The organism is Citrobacter sp. Cpo037 (assembly GCF_030332945.1).
Lineage (GTDB): Bacteria > Pseudomonadota > Gammaproteobacteria > Enterobacterales > Enterobacteriaceae > Citrobacter > Citrobacter portucalensis.
The window spans coordinates 37,378-60,265 of sequence record NZ_JAOWGW010000063.1; the positions used below are offsets into that span (position 1 = coordinate 37,378).

Here is a 22,888-nt window from a genome sequence, read left to right on the forward strand (position 1 = left end):
CAATGAATGGTTCCGATTTTTCTCCACCGGGAGGCCTTATGAATCGCTGGGAAAACATTCAGCTCACCCACGAAAATCGACTGGCGCCACGCGCATATTTTTTCTCTTACGACTCCGTTGCGCAGGCTCGCTCGTTTGCCCGCGAAACCAGCAGCCTCTTTCAGCTGCTAAGCGGTCAGTGGAATTTTCAGTTCTTTGAGCATCCGCTGCAGGTGCCGGAAGCCTTTACGTCGCAGTTTATGAGTGACTGGGGCAGCATCACCGTCCCCGGCATGTGGCAGATGGAAGGACACGGCAAGCTGCAGTATACCGACGAAGGTTTTCCTTTCCCGATTGATGTCCCCTACGTTCCGACCAATAACCCCACCGGGGCCTATCAGCGTATTTTCACCCTCAGCGAAGGCTGGCAGGGCAAACAGACGCTGATTAAGTTTGATGGCGTAGAAACCTACTTCGAAGTTTACGTGAATGGTCAGTACGTTGGCTTCAGCAAAGGCAGTCGCCTGACGGCCGAATTTGATATCAGCGCGGTGGTGAAGACCGGTGATAACCTGCTGTGCGTTCGCGTAATGCAATGGGCTGATTCCACCTACGTTGAAGACCAGGATATGTGGTGGTCGGCGGGAATTTTCCGCGACGTCTATCTGGTCGGCAAACAGGCGACCCACATTCAGGATTTTACCGTCCGCACCGAGTTCGATGATGACTATCGCGACGCCACCCTCTCCTGCGACATTGCGCTGGAAAACCTGGCCTCCACGCCAGCGATAGCGTCGCTCGAATACACCTTGTTTGACGGTGAGAAGGCGCTGCATAGCGGTGTGATTAACACTCTGAAGGTGGATAAACAAACGCAGACCGCTTTTCATTTCAAGGTTAGCGCGCCGCAGCAGTGGTCGGCGGAATCGCCGTATCTCTACCACCTGGTGATGACGCTGAAAGATGCCAGCGGCAACATCCTTGAGGTCGTGCCACAGCGCGTTGGATTCCGCGATATTAAAGTTCGCGACGGTCTGTTTTACATCAATAACCGCTACGTGATGCTGCATGGCGTTAACCGCCACGATAACGATCATCTTAAGGGCCGCGCGGTCGGTATGGATCGCGTTGAAAAAGATCTGCTGTTAATGAAGCAGCACAATATCAACTCCGTACGCACCGCCCATTACCCGAACGATCCGCGCTTCTATGAATTGTGCGATATCTACGGTCTGTTCGTGATGGCCGAAACCGACGTTGAATCTCACGGCTTCGCCAATATCGGCGATATCAGCCGGATAACTGACGATCCGCTATGGGAAAATGTCTACGTTGAGCGCATCGTGCGCCACGTCCATGCGCAGAAAAACCACCCGTCGATCGTCATCTGGTCACTCGGCAACGAATCCGGATACGGCTGTAACATCCGCGCCATGTATCACGCTGCAAAAGCGCTGGATGACACGCGTTTGATCCATTACGAAGAAGATCGTGACGCCGAAGTGGTGGATATCATCTCCACCATGTACACCCGCGTGCCGCTGATGAATGAGTTTGGTGAATATCCGCATCCTAAGCCGCGCATCATCTGCGAGTATGCGCACGCCATGGGCAACGGTCCCGGCGGGCTAACGGAATATCAGAACGTCTTCTATCAGCATGATTGCATCCAGGGGCACTATGTATGGGAGTGGTGCGATCACGGGATTCAGGCTAAAGATGACGACGGCAACGTCTGGTACAAATATGGCGGCGACTACGGCGACTATCCGAACAACTACAACTTCTGCCTTGATGGCCTGATTTATTCCGATCAAACCCCAGGACCGGGACTGAAAGAGTACAAGCAGGTAATTGCGCCGGTGAAAGTGCGCGCACAGGATCTGGCCCGCGGCGAGCTACGGGTAGAAAACAAACTCTGGTTCACCACGCTTGACGACTACACCTTGCATATTGAGGTTCGCGCCGAAGGAGATACGCTCTCTGTTCAGCAGATAAAACTGCGCGACGTTCCTCCCAACAGCGACGCGCTGCTGCAATGCGCACTGCCGGAGCTGGATGCGCGCGAAGCGTTCCTTAACGTCACCGTGACGAAAGATTCCCGAACGTCATACAGCGAAGCCGGGCATCACATCGCGACTTATCAGTTCCCGCTGAAGGCCAGAACGGCGGCTGCCGTACCGTTTAGCCTGCAAAACGCCAACCCTCTGACGCTGGAAGACAGCCGCCAGAGCTGCACCGTTCGCGGTTATAACTTCCATCTGACCTTCTCAAAGCTGACAGGTAAACCGATCGCCTGGAACGTCAATGGCGAAGAGCTGATTACCCGCGAGCCGAAGATTAATTTCTTCAAACCGACCATTGATAACCACAAGCAAGAGTTCGAAGGCCTCTGGCAGCCGAATCATTTACAGATTATGCAGGAGCATCTGCGCGAGTTTACCCTTGAGCAAACCGATGATGCGCTGCTGATAACCAGCCAGACCATTATCGCCCCGCCGGTATTCGATTTCGGTATGCGCTGCACTTATCGCTGGCGCATTGCCGCGGACGGTCAGCTGAATGTGGAACTTTCTGGCCAGCCTTACGGCGAGTACCGGGACATTATTCCGTGCATCGGTTTCACGATGGGCATCAACGGTGATTTGGGCCAGGTGGCGTATTACGGACGTGGCCCCGGTGAAAACTATGCCGATAGCCAGCAGGCCAACATCATCGACATCTGGCGCAGCAGCGTGGATGAGATGTTCGAAAATTATCCGTTCCCGCAAAACAACGGCAATCGTCAGGACGTGCGCTGGGCAACGCTAACCAACCGCCACGGCAACGGCCTGCTGGTGGTCCCGCAGCGCCCTGTCAACCTGAGCGCCTGGCGCTATACGCAGGAAAATATCTTTGCCGCACAGCACTGCAACGCGCTGCAACGTAGCGATGACATCACCCTGAATCTGGATCACCAGTTGTTGGGCTTAGGTTCCAACTCGTGGGGAAGTGAAGTACTCGATTCCTGGCGCGTCTGGTTTACGTCATTCAGCTACGGCTTCACGTTGTTGCCGGTTTCCGGCAGCGAATCTGGCGCTCAAACCACCGCCAACCGCGCCTTTGGCACCGGGTTCTTTTCCACGAATATGCACAGCGAGAATACAAAATGAGGATCATCGACAACTTAGAGCAGTTCCAGCAACGCTATGCTTCAGGTCGGAAATGGCAACGCTGCGTCGAGGCTATTGAAAATATTGACAATATTCAGCCAGGCGTCGCCCACTCTATCGGTGATTCCCTGAGCTACCGCGTGGAGACAGACTCCGCGACCGATGCGCTGTTTACCGGTCATCGTCGTTATTTTGAGATCCATTACTACCTGCAAGGGCAGCAAAAAATAGAGTATGCCGCCAAAGAGGATCTCCAGGTGGTTGAATATTATCGCGATGAAACCGATCGCGAATATCTGAAAGGTTGTGGAAAAACCGTCGAAGTGCACGAAGGACAAATGGTTATTTGTGACAATCATGAAGCCTATCGTTTTATTTGTAATAACGCAGTGAAAAAAGTCGTACTCAAAGTCACCATCGAAGATGGTTATTTTCATAATAAATAAAAACACAGGCGGCGCCGACGTTGCGCCGCCAGTACCCTATAATAATCAGGAATCGGAGATGTGCTATGTCTGATACCAAACGTAATACCATCGGCAAGTTCGGCTTACTTTCACTCACCTTTGCCGCGGTTTATAGTTTTAATAACGTAATCAACAATAATATTGAGCTTGGTCTGGCATCCGCACCGATGTTTTTCCTCGCGACGATTTTCTACTTTATTCCGTTTTGCTTAATCATCGCTGAATTTGTTTCGCTGAATAAAAACTCCGAAGCCGGTGTCTACGCATGGGTAAAAAGTTCGCTGGGTGGGCGTTGGGCATTTATTACTGCCTACACCTACTGGTTCGTTAACCTGTTCTTTTTTACCTCGCTTTTGCCCCGCGTTATTGCCTACGCCTCATATGCTTTTTTAGGCTACGAATACATTCTGACGCCGTTCGCAACCACCGTGTTAAGTATGGTGCTGTTTGCCTTCTCCACCTGGGTTTCGACCAATGGTGCAAAAATGTTAGGGCCGATTACCTCGGTCACCTCCACGTTGATGCTGCTGCTGACGCTGTCCTATATTTTACTGGCAGGTACGGCGCTGGTTGGCGGCGTACAGCCTGCTGACCCTATCACCGTAGACGCAATGATCCCGAATTTTAACTGGGCCTTCCTCGGTATCACCACCTGGATTTTTATGGCGGCAGGCGGCGCGGAGTCGGTGGCGGTGTACGTCAACGACGTCAAGGGCGGCTCCAAATCGTTCGTGAAGGTCATTATCATTGCCGGAATTTTTATCGGCGTGCTCTATTCCATCTCCTCGGTGTTGATTAACGTATTCGTCAGCAGCAAAGAGCTGAAGTTTACCGGTGGTTCGGTGCAGGTATTCCACGGCCTGGCGGCATATTTCGGCCTGCCGGAGCTGGTCGTTAACCGCTTTGTCGGCCTGGTCTCCTTTATCGCGATGTTCGGCTCCCTGCTGATGTGGACCGCAACGCCGGTGAAGATCTTCTTCTCTGAAATTCCGGCGGGTATTTTCGGTAAAAAAACCGTCGAACTGAATGAAAACGGCGTCCCGGCCCGTGCAGCATGGATCCAGTTCCTGATCGTTATCCCGCTGATGATTATCCCGACGCTCGGCTCCAATACCGTGCAGGATTTAATGAACACCATCATCAACATGACCGCCGCCGCCTCGATGCTGCCGCCGCTGTTTATTATGCTGGCTTACCTGAATCTGCGTGCAAAACTGGACCACTTACCGCGCGACTTCCGTATGGGTTCGCAAAAAACCGGCATTGTTGTAGTGTCGATGCTGATCGTTCTTTTCACCATCGGATTTATTGCCTCTACCTTCCCAACCGGCGGCAATATCATGACCATTATTTTCTATAACGTCGGTGGGATTGTTATTTTCCTCGGTTTTGCCTGGTGGAAATACAGTAAATATATCAAAGGGCTAACCAAAGAAGAAAAAGCTATTGAGGCGGCCCCTGCTTCAGATATCAATTAATGACTAAAACATAATAACAATAAACAATATTCGCCAAGGCTATAACAATAAAAATTAAATTTTATTTGCTTAGGATCGAAGCATGAAAAACATTAGCCATTGTTGCAGGGCAATTATTGCCCTGCCCTTTTTCTGCGTCTCCTCTCTGGGTGCAGAAGAAGTTCGCCCTGCAGAACACGACGACACGAAAACGCCAGAAATATCTTCCCCCTCATTTCGCTTTTATGGCGAATTGGGCATGGGGGGATATATGGATTTAGAAGGACAAGACAAACATAAATACAGTGATGGTACCTATATAGAAGGTGGCCTGGAGATAAAACACGGCTCTTGGTTTGGTCTGATCTACGGCGAGGGCTGGACCGTGCAGGCCGACCATCAGGGCAATGCCTAGGTTCCTGACCATAGCTGGGGCGGATTCGAGGGCGGGCTCAACCGCTTTTACGGCGGTTATCGTACCAATGACGGAACGGAGCTGATGCTCAGCCTGCGCCAGGACTCTTCGCTGGATGACCTGCAATGGTGGGGGGATTTCACTCCAGACCTGGGCTACGTCATTCCCAACACTCGCGACATCATGACTGCCATTAAGGTGCAAAACCTGACCGGTCCTTTGCGCTACAGCGTGACAGCAACGCCCGCCGGACACCACGACGAGAGCAAAGCCTGGCTGCACTTTGGTAAATACGATCGCTACGACGATAAATATACCTATCCGGCCATGATGAACGGCTATATCCAGTACGACCTGACTGAAGGCGTAACCTGGATGAACGGCCTGGAGATAACAGATGGTACCGGACAGCTGTTCCTGACCGGCATCCTTTCGCCCAACTTCGCCGCCCGCGCCTGGCACCACACGGGCCGCGCCGACGGGCTGGATGTGTCCGGCACCGAAACCGGCTATATGGTCAGCGCAATGTATGAAGCGCTAAAAGGCGTTTACCTCTCCACTGCTTATAGCTACGCCAAACACCGACCGGATAGCTATGAGGACGAAACCACTTCCTTTATGCAGTTCGGTATCTGGTATGAATACGGCGGCGGCCGTTTCGCTACTGCCTTCGACAGTCGGTTCTATATGCAGAATGCATCCGGCGACCCGAGCGACCAAATCTTCCTGATGCAATATTTCTATTGGTAACAAGGACCGGAATACCATGAACATGAAACCTATTCTTACGCCGCTGGCCTGTATCCTGCTGATGAACTTCTCCGCACATGCCGCCAGTGCTAACGACTTTAAAAACATCATTAATCGCACCGGTGCGCCGGGCTACATGCATGACTACGATCACGACGACCACCAACGCTTTAATCCATTTTTCGATCTTGGCGCCTGGCACGGTCATTTGCTCCCGGACGGCCCTGCAACGATGGGCGGCTTTCCAGGCGTGGCGTTGCTGACCGAAGAATACATCAATTTTATGGCCAATAATTTTGACCGTCTGACGGTGTACCAGCACGGTAAAAAGGTCGATTTCGCGCTTGAGGCCTACGGCATTCCCGGCGCGCTGGTGCAAAAGCTGTCATCTAAGCATGTGCAAATAGAGATGACGCTGCGTTTTGCCAGCCCGCGCACCTCGCTGCTGGAAACCAAAATCACCAGCAACACGCCGCTGGATCTGGTGTGGGACGGCGAGCTGCTGGAGAAACTGGAAGCCAAAGAGGGAAAAGCGCTGTCGGATAAAACCATTGATAGCGAATTCCCTGGCTATCAGCGCAAAATCACCGCCACGCACGACGGTCTGAAAGTCACCTTCGGTAAAGTGCGCTCAACCTGGGATCTGCTCACCTCCGGTGAGTCGGAGTATCAGGTGCATAAATCTGTCGCTATGAAAACCACGGTTAACGGTCATCACTTTACGGGGAAGGCCCATATCAGCGGTTCGACAACCATTTACACCACCTATTCTCATCTGCTTACCGCCGAGGATGTGGCGAAAGAGCAGCCGCAGATCCGCGATATTCTGGCGCGCCCGGCCTGGTATCTTGCTGCATCACAAAAGCGCTGGGCGGATTATCTGCAAAAAGGCTTAACCAATCCGGATGCCACAACGGAACAAACCCGGGTCGCGGTAAAAGCTATTGAAACGCTAAACGGCAACTGGCGCTCGCCAGGCGGTGCGGTAAAACACAATACCGTGACGCCATCGGTCACCGGCCGCTGGTTCTCCGGCAACCAAACCTGGCCGTGGGACACCTGGAAGCAGGCCTTCGCTATGGCGCACTTTAACCCGGAGATTGCCAAAGAGAATATTCGCGCCGTCTTTTCATGGCAGGTTAAACCCGGTGATCCGGTTCGCCCGCAGGATGCCGGATTCATCCCCGACCTGATTGCCTGGAATCTCAGCCCAGAACGCGGCGGCGACGGCGGTAACTGGAACGAGCGCAACACCAAACCCAGCCTGGCGGCCTGGTCGGTGATGGAGGTCTACTACGTCACCAAAGACAAGGCCTGGCTCGAAGAGATGTATCCAAAGCTGGTTGCGTATCACGACTGGTGGCTGCGTAACCGCGATCATAACGGCAACGGCGTGCCGGAATACGGCGCTACCCGCGATAAAGCCCACAATACCGACCGCGGCGAAATGTTGTTTACGGTGAAAAAAGGCGACAAGGAAGAAACGCTCTCCGGGCTTAACAACTACGCCACCGTGATCGATAAGGGCCAGTATGACAGCCTGGAGATCCCAGCGCAGGTTGCCGCCTCGTGGGAGTCCGGTCGTGACGATGCGGCTGTATTCGGTTTTATCGATAAAGATCAACTGGATAAATACGTCGCGGGCGGTGGAAAACGCAGCGACTGGGTGGTGAAATTTGCCGAAAATCGCAGTAAAGACGGTAATTTGCTGGGTTACTCGCTGTTGCAGGAGTCAGTCGATCAGGCCAGCTACATGTACAGCGACAACCATTATCTGGCGCAGATGGCGACCCTGCTCGGCAAACACGAAGAGGCGCAGCGCTATCGCCAACTGGCGCAAAACCTCGCAGATTACATCAACACCTGCATGTTCGACCCGGAAACAAAATTCTTTTACGACGTTCGTATTGAGGAGCAACCGCTGGCAAACGGCTGCGCGGGTAAACCGATCGTCGAACGTGGCAAAGGGCCGGAAGGCTGGTCGCCGCTGTTTAACGGTGCAGCAACGCAGCCCCATGCGGACGCGGTGGTTAAGGTGATGCTCGACCCCAAAGAGTTCAACACCTTTGTCCCGCTTGGCACGGCGGCGCTGACCAACCCGGCTTTCGGCGCGGATATCTACTGGCGCGGGCGCGTCTGGGTGGATCAGTTCTGGTTCGGGCTAAAAGGGATGGAGCGTTACGGCTATCGCGATGACGCGTTAAAACTGGCGGATACCTTCTTCAGCCACGCCAAAGGCCTCACCGCCGACGGTCCGATTCAGGAAAACTATAACCCGCTGACCGGCGCACAGCAGGGCGCACCGAATTTCTCCTGGAGCGCGGCGCATCTCTATATGCTGTATAACGATTTTCTTAAAAAACAGTAATCTGTGACATAACGCCGGATGGCGCTTCGCTTATCCGGCCTACAAAGACACATTTTCACCGGCCGGATTAGGTGCTTGCACTGCCATCCGGCATATTCGTCCTCTGGCTCCACTCCTTTTTTGAATCCCATCACAATCACGGCATTCCTCTTTTCCCTTTTACGCGGCGACGGCTAAATTATTAACTCATCCGACCACATAACAATAATTTTACATACTGGACACCTTTATGAGCTATCCGTCGCTGTTCGCTCCGCTCGATTTAGGCTTCACCACGCTTAAAAACCGCGTGCTGATGGGTTCAATGCATACCGGACTGGAGGAATATCCCGATGGTGCAGAACGGCTGGCCGCGTTCTACGCCGAGCGCGCCCGTCACGGCGTAGCGTTAATTGTGAGCGGAGGTATTGCGCCTGCGCTTTCCGGCGTGGGAATGGAAGGCGGTGCGATGCTGAACGACACCAGCCAGCTTGCTCACCATCGCGTCATTACCGATGCTGTGCATGATGAAGGCGGCAAAATCGCCCTGCAAATCCTGCACACCGGGCGTTACAGCTACCAGCCGCATCTGGTGGCGCCTTCTGCCATTCAAGCACCCATTAACCGCTTTACGCCACATGAATTAACGCACGATGAAGTGCTGCAGTTGATTGAAGATTTTGCCCACTGCGCACAGCTGGCGCGGGAAGCGGGCTACGATGGCGTGGAAGTGATGGGGTCGGAAGGGTATCTGATCAACGAATTCCTGACGCTGCGTACCAACCAGCGCGATGACCAATGGGGCGGTGAGTATGCCAACCGCATGCGTTTTGCCGTTGAGGTGGTGCGAGCGGTACGCCAGCGTGCCGGGAATGACTTTATTATTATCTTCCGCCTGTCGATGCTCGATCTGGTGGAAAACGGTGGAACCTTCGACGAAACCGTCCAGCTGGCGCAGGCTATAGAAGCCGCGGGAGCCACCATTATTAACACCGGTATTGGCTGGCATGAGGCGCGTATTCCCACTATCGCTACCCCAGTACCGCGCGGTGCGTTTAGTTGGGTGACGCGTAAGCTGAAAGGGCATGTGACAATCCCACTGGTCACCACCAACCGGATTAACGATCCTCAGGTTGCCGACGACATTCTGGCCCGTGGGGATGCAGATATGGTGTCGATGGCCCGTCCGTTCCTCGCTGATGCCGAACTGCTGTCAAAAGCGCAAAACGGACGAACGGATGAGATCAACACCTGTATCGGCTGTAACCAGGCCTGTCTGGATCAGATCTTCGTCGGCAAAGTCACCTCTTGCCTGGTCAATCCGCGCGCCTGCCATGAAACCAAAATGCCGATTGTTGCGGCAGCTGTGCCAAAGAACCTGGCGGTTGTCGGTGCGGGTCCTGCGGGCCTCGCCTTCGCCATTAATGCCGCAGCGCGCGGGCATCACGTGACGCTGTTTGACGCACATGGCGAGATTGGCGGGCAGTTTAATATCGCCAAACAGATCCCCGGAAAAGAAGAATTCTATGAAACCCTGCGCTACTACCGTCGGATGATCGACGTGACTGGCGTGACCCTGAAGCTGAATCACTTTGTCAGCGCACACGATCTGCACACCTTCGACGAAGTGATCCTCGCCAGTGGGATCGAGCCTCGTATGCCGCCGATCGAGGGGATCGATCATCCAAAAGTACTGAGCTATCTCGACGTTCTGCGCGATAAAACGCCAGTGGGTAAACGCGTGGCGATCGTGGGCTGCGGCGGGATCGGTTTTGATACCGCAATGTATCTGAGTCAGCCCGGCGAACCCACCAGCCAGAACATAGCGGAGTTCTGCGTAGAATGGGGGATCGACACCAGCCTGCAACAGCCAGGCGGCTTACGCCCGGAAGGTCCGCACTTATCCCGCAGCCCGCGCCAGATAGTGATGCTGCAGCGAAAAGCCAGCAAACCGGGACAAGGTTTAGGTAAAACGACGGGCTGGATCCATCGCGCCACCCTGCTCTCACGCGGCGTAAAAATGATCCCGGCAGTCAGCTATCAGAAGATTGATGATGATGGGTTACACGTTGTGTTGAACGGTGAACAGGTGATCTTTAACGTGGATAACGTGGTGATTTGTGCCGGACAAGAGCCGCGCCGTGAACTGGTCGATCCGCTGCACGCGGCAGGTAAAACGGTGCATCTGATCGGCGGCTGCGATGTGGCGATGGAACTGGATGCCCGACGCGCTATTGCGCAGGGCACCAGGCTGGCGCTGGAAATTTAACGTCATGTCTTTCGTAGGCCGGATAAAGTGTTAGCCGCCATCCGGCACTCTGCACCGATTTGCCTGATGGCGCTCTGCTTATCAGGCCTACAGAATCAGGCAGATTTATACTGTAGGCCGGATAAGGCGTTAGCCGCATCCGGCACCCGCTATTACCGACGACGACCGGTTTTAACCGCCTTCAGCACCACGAATTTATTATTGGTGGCGATGGTTTCGCAGTTGCCGAAAATCTTCTTCAGCTTGTGGAAGTAGTCGAGGTGACGGTTAGCCACAATGTACAGCTCGCCGTTGATTTTCAGGCAGCGGCGGGCGTGGTGGAACATTTCCCAGGCAATGTTATCCGTCAGCGCATGCTTCTGATGGAACGGTGGATTGCACAACACGGCGTTAAAGCGGAACGGTTCAACGCCAGACAGCGCGTTGTTAATCATAAACTCGCAGCGATCCAGCGCTTCAGGCATGTTACTTTCGACGTTCAAACGGCTTGAAGCCACCGCCATCGGCGATTCATCAACAAATACCACGCTGGCTTCCGGGTTCTTCGCCAGCAGCGTCATACCGATAACACCGTTACCGCAGCCAAGGTCAACAATCTCCCCTTCGAGGTTTTCCGGCAGATGCTCGATAAAAAAGCGCGCGCCGATATCCAGTCCGGTACGGGAGAAGACGTTGGCGTGGTTATGGATAGTCCAGTCGGTGCCTTCCAGCTTCCAGCTGAGCGTCTGCGAGGCAGCGGCCAGCTCCGGTTTGCTGAACGTACAGTTGATCAATCGGGCTTTTTTCCACGCCAGCGTAGTGGTGGTTGGACCCAGCACTTTTTCAAACAGTTCCAGCGTCGAGGTATGTACATCACGCGCTTTTGCCCCGGCGATGATGCGCGTTTCTGGCGTTACCACTTCGCGCAGCGCACGCAGTTGCTGCTCCAGCAGCGCCATGGTTTTTGGCAGCTTAATCAGCACCACGCCCGGCGCCTGCGGATAGTCAGCGGTACTGTCGAGGAACTTGACGCTCGACTCGGCAATGTCGTTGTGACGCAGGTTCTCGCGTGTGGCAAGCTCGCTGAGATAGGAATCGCCGATGCTGTACGGCGTATGTTCCGCCAGCGCACAGCCCAGCGCGCCGAAGGTATCATTCAGGATCAGCACCGGGCCGCTAATCTCGGTATCGTCCAGCTGTTGCAGCAGATATTCATCTGCAGCTTCCCACGCCAGCAGCGGGTTAACGTCATCCGTTTCCGGGAAACGTTTAAGTGACAGCGAACGGAAACCGTTGTCTATGTGGCTCATCGGCCCTCCTGAATGGTAAAATTTCGGCGTATCCCTGAAAAGGGTGCGTGAGTATACACTTTTATGATTTGCGTGGACATGAATGAACCAACTAACTTACCTCCAGGGCTACCCGGAACATTTGCTTTCTCAAGTGAGAACGCTGATTGCTGAGCAGCGCCTGGGCGCTGTGCTGGAGAAGCGCTATCCGGGTACGCATGACTTCGCGACCGACAAATCGCTCTGGCAATATACTCAGGATCTGAAAAATCAGTTTCTGCGTAACGCCCCGCCGCTGAATAAAGTCATGTATGACAGCAAGATCCACGTTCTGAATAATGCGTTGGGGCTGCATACCGCCGTCTCTCGCGTGCAGGGCGGTAAGCTCAAAGCCAAAGCGGAGATCCGCGTCGCCACCGTGTTTCGCAATGCCCCCGAACCCTTTTTGCGTATGATCGTCGTTCATGAACTGGCGCATCTGAAGGAAAAAGAGCACGACAAAGCGTTTTACCAGCTGTGCTGTCATATGGAGCCTCAGTATCATCAACTGGAGTTCGATACCCGCCTGTGGTTAACGCAACAATCGTTAAAGCAAACTGCGTAGTCGCGCACTGGCTTTGTCTTCAGGGCATGCTAAATTGACGAAAGAATCCCATTTCGCAGCCTGAAGGCCTTTATGATACGTTTCGCAGTAATTGGCACAAACTGGATCACCCGCCAGTTTGTCGATGCCGCCCATGAAACCGGCAAATATAAGTTAACCGCAGTCTATTCTCGTAGCCTTGAGCAGGCGCAGACCTTCGCCAACGATTACCCAGTCGAACATCTGTTTACCTCGCTGGAAGCGATGGCGCAAAGCGAGGCGATCGACGCCGTCTACATCGCCAGTCCAAACTCTTTGCATTTCCCGCAGACTGAGCTGTTTTTGCGGCACAAAAAGCATGTTATTTGCGAAAAGCCGCTGGCCTCCAACCTGGCGCAAGCTGAAGCCGCTATCACCTGCGCGCGTCAAAATCAGGTCGTGCTATTTGAAGCGTTTAAAACCGCCTACCTGCCTAACTTCCTGCTGTTACAGCAATCGCTCCCAAAAGTTGGAAAAATCAGGAAAGCGTTTATCAATTACTGCCAGTACTCCTCGCGCTATCAGCGCTATCTGGACGGTGAAAACCCGAACACGTTTAATCCGGCGTTCTCCAATGGCTCGATTATGGATATCGGTTTTTACTGCCTGGCCTCAGCGGTTGCGCTGTGGGGCGAACCGCAGAGCGTTCAGGCCAGCGCCAGCCTGCTGGAAAGCGGCGTGGATGCCCACGGCGTGGTGGTGCTGAATTACGGTGATTTCAGCGTTACGCTCCAGCACTCAAAAGTAAGCGACTCGGTATTAGCCAGTGAAATTCAGGGCGAATCGGGATCGCTGGTCATCGAGCATATCTCCGAGTGTCAGAAAGTGTGCTTCGTTCCACGTGGGGGGAAAACGCAGGATCTGACGACGCCTCAGCACATCAATACTATGCTGTATGAGGCAGAGGCTTTTGCCCATTTGGTTGAATCCGGCGAAGTGGATCACCCGGCACTGGCCGTCAGCCGTACCACCGCCAAACTGCAAACGGAGATTCGCCGCCAGACCGGCGTGGTTTTCCCGGCAGACGAAGCGGAAACATCGCTGACTGCGTAAAGGTGTGTAAAACGAATGTTGCAGGCCATTGACTGAATGCATGGCCTGTAATATTTTGTAACCCGCAAAGGGGAGTAACTTCGTTGTCGGTTGATCGTCATTACGATGTGTGAAAAACCACATCCGGTCGCCGGGCGATAACAAAGGAATACGCCACCGTATTCCTTTGTTGTTGTAAGTGAGACCTTGCCGAATGGCAAGGTCTATGCATAAAAAGCAGCGGCTAATGCCATTCGGCGTTGGCCGTTTTTTTTATGCATGGGGAAATACAATGAATACTGTCGGCACACCGTTGTTATGGGGTGGCTTCGCTGTCGTAGTGGTAATTATGCTGGCCATCGACCTGCTGTTGCAGGGTCGTCGTGGCGCACATACGATGTCAATGAAGCAGGCTGCGGCCTGGTCAATCGTCTGGGTAACGCTGTCGTTACTGTTTAACGCCGCCTTCTGGTGGTACCTGGCAGAAACCCAGGGGCGCGCCGTTGCCGACCCACAGGCGCTGGCGTTCCTTACCGGCTATTTGATCGAAAAATCACTGGCAGTAGATAACGTCTTTGTCTGGTTGATGCTCTTCAGCTACTTCTCCGTGCCGCCTGCGTTGCAGCGTCGGGTACTGGTGTATGGCGTGCTGGGTGCGATTGTGCTGCGTACGATCATGATCTTCGCGGGCAGCTGGCTTATCACCCAGTTTGAGTGGCTGTTGTACGTGTTCGGCGCGTTCCTGCTGTTTACCGGCGTGAAGATGGCGCTGGCGAAAGAAGATGCCTCCGGTATTGGCGACAGACCGTTAGTACGCTGGCTGCGCGGTCATTTGCGCATGACCGATACCATCGAAGATGAAAAATTCTTTGTGCGTAAAAACGGCCTGCTGTTTGTTACGCCGCTGATGCTGGTGTTGATTCTGGTTGAGCTGAGCGATGTGATTTTTGCCGTCGACAGTATTCCGGCTATCTTTGCCGTGACCACCGACCCGTTCATCGTGCTGACCTCGAACCTGTTTGCTATTTTGGGTCTGCGTGCGATGTACTTCCTGCTGGCGGGCGTGGCGGAGCGTTTCTCCATGCTGAAGTACGGCTTGTCGGTCATTCTGGTGTTTATCGGTATTAAGATGCTGATCGTCGATTTCTACCATATCCCGATCGCTATCTCGTTAGGCGTGGTATTTGGCATTCTGTTTGTGACGCTGATTGTTAACGCGTGGGTCAACCACCAGCACGATAAAAAACAGCAAATACAGTAAGTTTCATCTGCTAGCTGAAAAGTCCGACAGCACACTGCGTGCGTCGGGCTTTTTGTTTATCATGTCAAAATAATGTTAAGTTAAAGTTATAAAATATGATCTCAACGCGGAATCCAGGATATTTCGCTTCCAGAACCCCGTTCTTTCCTTATACTCAGCCAAGCAAACATTTGCCCCATCCAGAAAGATGCGTCAACAGAACGCACAAAGGTAAGGCAACAACACAATGAAAGGATCACGACATGACTACGCAACGTTCATCGGGGCTACTCTCGCGTTTGGCGCAAGGGAGCCTGGTTAAACAAATTTTGATCGGTTTGGTACTGGGGATTTTACTGGCACTGGTGTCAAAACCTGCGGCTGAAGCCGCTGGTTTGCTGGGTACGCTGTTCGTCGGCGCATTAAAAGCCGTCGCGCCAATTCTGGTTCTGATGCTGGTGATGGCTTCTATCGCCAACCACCAGCACGGGCAAAAAACCAATATCCGCCCTATTCTGTTCCTCTACCTGCTCGGAACATTTTCAGCGGCATTAACCGCCGTTGTCTTCAGCTTTGCTTTCCCATCAACACTGCATCTTTCCAGCAGCGCGGGGGATATCGTACCGCCGTCCGGGATTGTTGAAGTGATGCGCAGCCTGCTGATGAGCATGGTTTCTAACCCAGTTGATGCTCTGCTTAACGCTAACTATATCGGTATTCTGGTATGGGCCGTTGGTCTGGGCTTTGCACTGCGCCACGGTAATGAAACGACCAAAAATCTGGTCAATGATATGTCCAACGCCGTCACCTTTATGGTGAAACTGGTGATTCGTTTCGCGCCAATCGGTATCTTTGGTCTGGTCTCCTCCACGCTGGCAACCACCGGTTTCGCAACGCTTTGGGGCTACGCCCAACTGCTGACCGTACTGGTAGGCTGTATGCTGCTGGTGGCATTTGTGGTCAACCCGCTGCTGGTCTTCTGGAAAATTCGCCGTAACCCGTACCCGCTGGTGCTGGCCTGTCTGCGTGAAAGTGGCGTGTATGCCTTCTTTACCCGCAGTTCGGCGGCAAATATTCCGGTGAACATGGCACTGTGTGAGAAGCTGAATCTGGATCGTGATACCTATTCGGTGTCTATTCCGCTGGGAGCCACCATCAATATGGCGGGCGCGGCGATCACCATTACCGTACTGACGCTGGCGGCGGTGAATACGCTGGGTATTCCGGTCGATTTACCGACAGCGCTGTTACTCAGCGTGGTGGCTTCGCTGTGTGCCTGTGGTGCATCGGGCGTGGCGGGCGGTTCTCTGCTGCTGATCCCGCTGGCATGTAATATGTTCGGTATCCCGAATGACATCGCCATGCAAGTTGTTGCCGTTGGCTTTATCATCGGCGTATTGCAGGACTCATGTGAAACGGCGTTGAACTCTTCTACAGACGTCCTGTTTACCGCTGCAGCCTGCCAGGCAGAAGACGAGCGTCTGGCAAATAACGCCCTGCGCGGCTAATCGCTGTTCCCCTCCGTCATCGGGCGGAGGGGTTCTCTTCTTGTGCGCTTTTTTCAATTTTGAACGGATCAATTCCGCGTTTTTGCATCCGCCGGAAACGAATAATGTTCAGGCCGTTCATTACCAGAAAACTCCCTTCGATCATCGTCCCACCAATCGACCCTAGCCAGAAATTATGGATAACCCAACAGGCGGTTGCGCACCACATGACGCAGCGCACGGTTAACCCTTTGCAGCGAAACAGCGCCCAGGTGCTGGCCAGCGTGCCAATTATTGGCAATAGCTCCATCGCATGCTGTAATTTCGCCAGCCCGAGAACCAGGGTGAGGACAATAAAAACGGTCATTACCCACAGTTTGCGGGTATGCATTGAGACAAGTGTGCGGATGGTGTTGAGTTCTGCGCTCATTCCCGCAGGCCAGGCACCCATCAGGAAAAAATGCACGCCGATGGTGGCGCTATAGACAGCGAGTTGCAGCCGGAACCGGCGCTCATCGCGATTGAAAAAGGTGGTAATACCGATCAGAAAGGCGATGACACCTACGCCCTGGGCCAGCCAATACGCGGTCATGCAAGCAACCCCAATTCTATCTCGTAGGCCGGATAAGGCGAGTTCGCCACCATCCGGCAACGGTTTGTGCCTGATGGCGCTGCGCTTATCAGGCCTACGGTTTGCGCAGACCTGCATGCAGGTACCATCAGGTATTTACTACAACGTTACGCCGCTTTTAAATATCGCTAACTCTCTAAAATCATTCCGCTCGTTGCAGGTTTGCTTGCCGTTGGCGAACTCGACGATGGTATCGACAAATTCTTCCAGCAACTGAGGCATCGCTTTACCATGGATCAACTGTCCAGCGTCAAAATCGATCCAGTGCTTTTTCTTCGCCGCCAGCTCGCTGTTGGTGGCAATTTTCACCGTCGGCACAAAACCACCGTAAGGTGTACCGCGACCGGTACTGAACAGCACCATATGACAGCCCGCGCCCGCCAGGGCACTGGTCGCCACCGCATCGTTACCCGGTGCGCTCAGCAGGTTCAGACCATGCGTCTTCAGGCGTTCGCCGTAGCGCAGTACGTCCACCACCTGGCTGGAGCCTGCTTTTTGCGTGCAGCCGAGAGATTTATCTTCCAGCGTGGTGATACCGCCCGCTTTGTTGCCCGGCGATGGGTTCTCGTAGATCGGCTGGTCGTGAGCAATGAAGTACTGCTTGAAGTCATTGACCATGGTGACCAGCTTGCCAAATGTTTCTTCATCGCGGCAGTGGTCCATCAGCAGCTGCTCGGCGCCGAACATTTCCGGTACTTCGGTCAGTACGGTGGTGCCGCCGTTAGCAATCACGTAGTCAGAAAAACGCCCCAGCATCGGGTTGGCGGTAATACCGGACAGGCCGTCAGAGCCGCCGCATTCCAGACCAAACTTCAGCTCGCCCAGCTTACCCGGTTCACGCTTATCGTTACGCATCACGTTGTACAACTGGTGAAGATGTTCAATCCCCGCTTCCACTTCGTCTTCCTGATGTTGGCAGACCATGAAGCGAACGCGCTCAGGATCGTACTCGCCTAAGGTTTCGCGGAAGGCATCAACCTGGTTGTTTTCACAACCAAGGCCAACCACCAGCACCGCACCCGCATTCGGGTGACGCACCATGTTTTGCAGCATGGTGCGGGTGTTAATGTGGTCGTCGCCGAGCTGTGAACAGCCGTAGGTGTGGCTGAAGAGATGCACGCCGTCGATTCCTTCGGCGTCGTTAGTCTCTTTCAGAAAACGGTTCTGCATCTGGCGCGCCATGGCGTTAACACAGCCTACCGTCGGTAGGATCCACAGTTCGTTGCGCACGCCAACATCGCCGTTGGCACGACGGTAGATCTGCACATCGCGATCCGCCGGTTGTGCAACTTCCGCCTGAAAATCAGGGTGGTAGCTATACGTGTCCAGGTCGCTCAGATTGGTGCGCGTGTTGTGAGCATGAATATGCTCACCCGCCGCAACGTCCACCAGCGTATGGCCAATTGGCAAACCGTATTTAATGACGTTTTCGCCTTTCGCAATATCACGTAAAGCGAATTTATGGCCACGAGAGACCGCCTGACGCAGGATTACCGCCTGCCCATCAACGGTGACTTCGGTTCCTTCAGCCAAATCAGCGAGCGCTACCGCGACGTTATCCAGCGCATGGATCTTGATGTATTGCATACCTTCACCCGGGCCTTAGTTCAGTTCAATGGCGAAGTAATCACGCGCATTGTTAAAGCAAATATTTCTGACCATTTCACCCAGCAACTGGATATCTGCCGGTGCTTCACCTGCAGCAACCCAACGGCCAATCATCTGGCACAGAATGCGACGGAAGTATTCATGGCGCGTGTATGACAAGAAGCTACGGCTATCGGTCAGCATGCCGACGAAACGGCTCAGCAGGCCGAGCTGGGCCAGCTGCGTCATCTGACGTTCCATCCCGTCTTTCTGATCGTTGAACCACCAGCCGGAACCGAACTGCATCTTGCCCGGCATACCTTCGCCCTGGAAGTTGCCGATCATGGTGCCCAGCACTTCGTTATCACGCGGGTTCAGGCAGTAGAGAATGGTTTTCGGCAGCAGGTTCTGTTCGTTCTGCTTGCTCAGCAGTTTGGACAGTTCTTCAGCCATCGGACGGTCATTGATGGAGTCGAAGCCAACATCCGCGCCCAACAGTTTGAACTGACGCAGGTTGTTATTACGCAGCGCACCGATGTGGTACTGCTGTACCCATTCGCGACGAGCATATTCCGCACCAAGGAACACCAGCACGGCGGTTTTAAACTGGGCAACTTCATGCTCACTCAGGGTTTCACCCGCCAGGCGACGCGCCAGAATGCTATCCAGTTCAGATTCGTTAGATTCGGCAAACAGCACCACGTCCAGCGCGTGGTCAGAAACCTTACAGCCGTGAGCCGCGAAGTGATCCAGACGTTTGGTCAGTGCAGCTTGCAGATCGCTGAAGCGGCGGATATCCGTGTCAGACACTTCACCGAGCTTCGCCATGTAGTCATTAAAGGTCGCCAGCTCAATGTTAAAGGCTTTATCCGGACGCCAGCTCGGCAGCACTTTCACATCAAAGGTACCGTCTTTAGCAACGGCCGCATGATGCTCCAGAGAGTCGATCGGGTCATCGGTAGTGCCGACCATTTTCACATTCATCTGCTGCATGATGCCGCGCGCGGAGAATTTATCCTGCGCCAGCAGCTCGTTGCATTGGTTCCAGATTTCATCAGCAGTCGCAGGAGAAAGCAGCTTACCTGTAATACCAAACGGGCGACGTAATTCGAGGTGGGTCCAGTGGTACAGCGGGTTACCGATAGTGTGCGGAACCGTAGCGGCCCATGCGTCAAACTTCTCGCGATCGGACGCATCGCCGGTACACAAGCGCTCAGCGACGCCATTGGTACGCATCGCACGCCATTTGTAGTGATCACCCTTCAGCCAGATGTCATACAGGTTACTAAAACGGTAGTTTTCAGCGATTTGTTGCGGTGGTAAATGGCAGTGGTAATCGAAGATCGGCTGGTCTTTGGCGTAATCATGGTACAGACGGCGGGCAAATTCAGTGTCCAGCAGGAAATCTTCAGTCATAAACGGGGTCATTATCGTCTTCCTCTCAACGAGTGCGTCAGATTGCTTATGTTTTGATGTTGACAAAGTTATCACACCAATTTCCATACACTGAAGATATTTTCGTGAGTTAGATCAACAAATGGTGACAAAAAAATCACTCTCAAAGAGGTAAATCACGCGTCAAGCCGCGCCAGTGCTGGCTTTGCTGAATCGAAATAATGACCACACGAAGATTCACACTTTTGTGATGGCACTCACCTTTTAAAGCTGTATGACAAGTTATCTTTTGGCCGTCGCGATACATAAGCCGACGGAATGCAAATTACCGATGTATAACCATCGGATTGACCGGTACGGAAACCGAATTAGCACAATTATTGACATGGCAAAGTTCGGGGAGTACCGGCTTTTTTTCGGTCCCCCCTCGTAAAAGAACATCCTCCGCCCTGAACTGGAAGATGACCGCTCGTTCGCGGACATAACAAAACGATGAGGTTTTACATGCGTAAAATTAAAGGGTTACGTTGGTACATGATTGCACTGGTGACGCTTGGCACCGTGCTGGGTTACCTGACACGTAACACTGTGGCGGCAGCTGCGCCAACTCTGATGGAAGAGTTACACATCTCCACTCAACAGTATTCCTATATCATCGCAGCGTATTCTGCTGCTTACACCGTAATGCAACCCGTTGCCGGCTACGTGCTTGATGTGCTCGGCACAAAAGTTGGTTACGCGATGTTCGCCGTTCTGTGGGCCGTCTTCTGTGGCGCGACCGCACTGGCTGGCAGTTGGGGTGGACTGGCACTGGCGCGTGGCGCAGTAGGTGCCGCTGAAGCCGCAATGATCCCTGCGGGTCTGAAAGCCAGTTCTGAGTGGTTCCCGGCAAAAGAACGTTCAATTGCCGTGGGGTACTTTAACGTCGGCTCTTCAATCGGTGCGATGATTGCTCCGCCGCTGGTCGTCTGGGCAATCGTCATGCACAGCTGGCAGATGGCATTCATTATTTCCGGTGCGTTGAGCTTCATCTGGGCGATGTGCTGGCTTGTGTTCTACAAACACCCGCGCGACCAGAAAAAACTGTCTGATGAAGAACGTGATTACATTCTGAATGGTCAGGAATCACAGCATAAAAACGCGACCTCGAAAAAAATGTCGCTCGGTCAGATCCTGCGTAACCGCCAGTTCTGGGGCATCGCGCTGCCGCGTTTCCTGGCTGAGCCGGCCTGGGGTACCTTCAACGCCTGGATCCCGCTGTTCATGTTTAAAGTCTACGGCTTTAACCTGAAAGAGATTGCGATGTTTGCATGGATGCCGATGCTGTTTGCTGACCTGGGCTGTATCGTTGGGGGCTACTTACCGCCTCTGTTCCAGCGCTGGTTCGGCGTTAACCTGATCGTTTCACGTAAAATGGTCGTTACCATGGGCGCATTGCTGATGATTGGCCCAGGGATGATTGGTCTGTTCACCAGCCCGTACATTGCTATCGCCCTGCTGTGCGTCGGCGGCTTTGCTCACCAGGCGCTATCCGGTGCGCTGATTACGCTTTCTTCTGACGTATTTGGTCGTAATGAAGTGGCAACGGCAAACGGCCTGACCGGTATGTCCGCCTGGCTTGCAAGTACGCTGTTTGCACTGGTTGTTGGCGCACTGGCTGACACTATCGGCTTTAGCCCGCTGTTCGCCGTACTGGCGGTATTCGACCTGCTCGGCGCACTCGTTATCTGGACGGTCTTGCAAAACAAATCGGCCAGCGAAGTCGATTCGGGCTCACAGACAGGCGATCCCGCTCCGCAAAATTAACCCGCTGTTGTTCATCAAGGGTATATAATGCGAAGCCGCCAGTTATCTGGCGGCTTTTTTATCGCCGCGAGTGGAGCAGTAATCGCAAAAGTGGTATAACAAATATAGTCTGCCGTATCATGCCTGGAGCGCATATGGAAATCACCGAACCACGACGTTTGTACCAACAACTTGCTGCTGATCTGAAAGAACGCATTGAGCAGGGCGTCTATCTGGTGGGTGACAAACTCCCCGCCGAGCGCTTTATCGCCGATGAAAAAAATGTCAGCCGTACCGTGGTTCGTGAAGCAATTATCATGCTTGAGGTTGAGGGCTACGTTGAGGTGCGCAAAGGATCGGGGATCCACGTCATTTCCAACCAACCCAGACATTATGTTGCGCCAGATGAAAACCTGGAATTTGCCAGCTACGGTCCTTTCGAGCTGCTCCAGGCGCGTCAGCTCATTGAGAGTAACATTGCCGAGTTTGCCGCCACCCAGGTGACCAAACAGGACATCATGAAGCTGATGGAGATTCAGGAGAAATCACGTAACGAAAAAAGCTTTCGTGACTCCGAGTGGGATCTCCAGTTCCATGTGCAGGTCGCCCTGGCAACGCAGAACTCGGCTCTGGCCGCTATTGTTGAAAAAATGTGGACTCAGCGTATTCACAACCCCTACTGGAAGAAATTGCACGACCACATCGACCTGCGCACGGTTGATAACTGGTGTGATGACCATGACCAGATCCTTCGGGCGCTGATTCGCAAAGATCCTCATGCCGCCAAACTGGCGATGTGGCAGCATCTTGAGAACACGAAGCAGATGCTGTTTAACGAAACCAGCGATGATTTTGAGTTCAATGCGGACCGTTATCTATTTACCGAAAATCCGGTCGTTCACCTCGATACAGCTGCTAACAGCGCAAAATAAACAATCTTATCAATGCAGGCGCGACCACGCGCCTGTTTCTGACACTTGGTAAGCGTTAGGTATAAAGTGTCAG

15 protein-coding genes and 1 pseudogene are annotated in these 22,888 nt (G+C 53.4%); 12 read left to right on the top strand and 4 right to left on the bottom strand.

Going from position 1 to position 22,888, the window contains the following annotated elements:
* The first annotated feature begins 38 nt into the window (after positions 1–38).
* The 6 genes and pseudogenes from ebgA (at position 39) to OGX94_RS13325 (ending at position 10,836) form a co-directional block, all read left to right on the top strand.
* Complete coding sequence (gene ebgA / locus OGX94_RS13300) at positions 39–3,131, top strand: beta-galactosidase subunit alpha (RefSeq protein WP_257662128.1); 3,093 nt, start codon at positions 39–41, stop codon at positions 3,129–3,131.
* Positions 3,128–3,577 (top strand): beta-galactosidase subunit beta, encoded by a 450-nt coding sequence (locus tag OGX94_RS13305; protein ID WP_003828536.1) that lies wholly within the window; start codon positions 3,128–3,130, stop codon positions 3,575–3,577. The genes ebgA and OGX94_RS13305 overlap by 4 nt, the downstream gene beginning before the upstream one ends.
* 65 nt (positions 3,578–3,642) lie before the next feature.
* Complete coding sequence (locus OGX94_RS13310; protein WP_286569396.1) at positions 3,643–5,076, top strand: amino acid permease; 1,434 nt, start codon at positions 3,643–3,645, stop codon at positions 5,074–5,076.
* A gap of 82 nt (positions 5,077–5,158) precedes the next feature.
* Positions 5,159–6,220: pseudogene (gene ygjJ, locus OGX94_RS13315) on the top strand (protein YgjJ).
* 16 nt (positions 6,221–6,236) lie between these two features.
* Entirely contained in the window at positions 6,237–8,588 is a 2,352-nt protein-coding gene (ygjK, locus tag OGX94_RS13320) for an alpha-glucosidase (RefSeq protein WP_218667157.1), read from the top strand.
* A gap of 229 nt (positions 8,589–8,817) precedes the next feature.
* Positions 8,818–10,836 carry an oxidoreductase gene (locus OGX94_RS13325; RefSeq protein WP_126957002.1) on the top strand — a complete coding sequence of 673 codons (2,019 nt, stop codon included), beginning with the start codon at positions 8,818–8,820 and terminating at the stop codon, positions 10,834–10,836.
* Positions 10,837–10,988: 152 nt separating this feature from the next.
* On the opposite strand, the gene rlmG is transcribed toward OGX94_RS13325, so the two are convergent.
* Positions 10,989–12,125, bottom strand: a complete 1,137-nt coding sequence (gene rlmG / locus OGX94_RS13330; RefSeq protein ID WP_003828544.1) for a 23S rRNA (guanine(1835)-N(2))-methyltransferase RlmG — start codon at positions 12,123–12,125, stop codon at positions 10,989–10,991.
* Positions 12,126–12,207: 82 nt separating this feature from the next.
* On the opposite strand from rlmG, the gene OGX94_RS13335 reads away from it, so the two are divergent.
* The 4 genes from OGX94_RS13335 (at position 12,208) to sstT (ending at position 16,506) form a co-directional block, all read left to right on the top strand.
* Positions 12,208–12,708: a M48 metallopeptidase family protein gene (locus OGX94_RS13335; RefSeq protein ID WP_126957000.1), complete on the top strand. Its 501-nt coding sequence runs from the start codon at positions 12,208–12,210 to the stop codon at positions 12,706–12,708.
* A gap of 72 nt (positions 12,709–12,780) precedes the next feature.
* Positions 12,781–13,779 carry a Gfo/Idh/MocA family protein gene (locus tag OGX94_RS13340; RefSeq protein WP_164562461.1) on the top strand — a complete coding sequence of 333 codons (999 nt, stop codon included), beginning with the start codon at positions 12,781–12,783 and terminating at the stop codon, positions 13,777–13,779.
* A gap of 271 nt (positions 13,780–14,050) precedes the next feature.
* A complete protein-coding gene (locus OGX94_RS13345; protein ID WP_003828551.1) occupies positions 14,051–15,019 on the top strand; it encodes a TerC family protein in 969 nt (322 codons plus the stop codon).
* A 242-nt stretch (positions 15,020–15,261) separates the two neighbouring features.
* Entirely contained in the window at positions 15,262–16,506 is a 1,245-nt protein-coding gene (gene sstT, locus OGX94_RS13350) for a serine/threonine transporter SstT (protein WP_003828553.1), read from the top strand.
* 16 nt (positions 16,507–16,522) lie between these two features.
* Here the strand turns inward: sstT and OGX94_RS13355 are convergent, their stop codons facing one another.
* From OGX94_RS13355 to uxaC, 3 genes are all read right to left on the bottom strand, one after another.
* Complete coding sequence (locus OGX94_RS13355; RefSeq protein ID WP_063941813.1) at positions 16,523–17,077, bottom strand: YgjV family protein; 555 nt, start codon at positions 17,075–17,077, stop codon at positions 16,523–16,525.
* 138 nt (positions 17,078–17,215) lie between these two features.
* On the bottom strand, positions 17,216–18,703 hold the full coding sequence (locus OGX94_RS13360) for a UxaA family hydrolase (RefSeq protein WP_257662129.1): 1,488 nt from the start codon (positions 18,701–18,703) through the stop codon (positions 17,216–17,218).
* A 15-nt stretch (positions 18,704–18,718) separates the two neighbouring features.
* On the bottom strand, positions 18,719–20,131 hold the full coding sequence (uxaC, locus tag OGX94_RS13365) for a glucuronate isomerase (protein ID WP_003828556.1): 1,413 nt from the start codon (positions 20,129–20,131) through the stop codon (positions 18,719–18,721).
* 471 nt (positions 20,132–20,602) lie between these two features.
* On the opposite strand from uxaC, the gene OGX94_RS13370 reads away from it, so the two are divergent.
* Together OGX94_RS13370 and exuR are read left to right on the top strand one after the other, a co-directional pair.
* Positions 20,603–21,904 (top strand): MFS transporter, encoded by a 1,302-nt coding sequence (locus OGX94_RS13370; RefSeq protein WP_003828557.1) that lies wholly within the window; start codon positions 20,603–20,605, stop codon positions 21,902–21,904.
* A gap of 134 nt (positions 21,905–22,038) precedes the next feature.
* The gene (exuR, locus tag OGX94_RS13375) at positions 22,039–22,815 is read left to right on the top strand and encodes a transcriptional regulator ExuR (RefSeq protein ID WP_003828559.1); all 777 of its coding nucleotides are present in this window, start codon (positions 22,039–22,041) and stop codon (positions 22,813–22,815) included.
* The last annotated feature ends 73 nt before the right edge of the window (positions 22,816–22,888 follow it).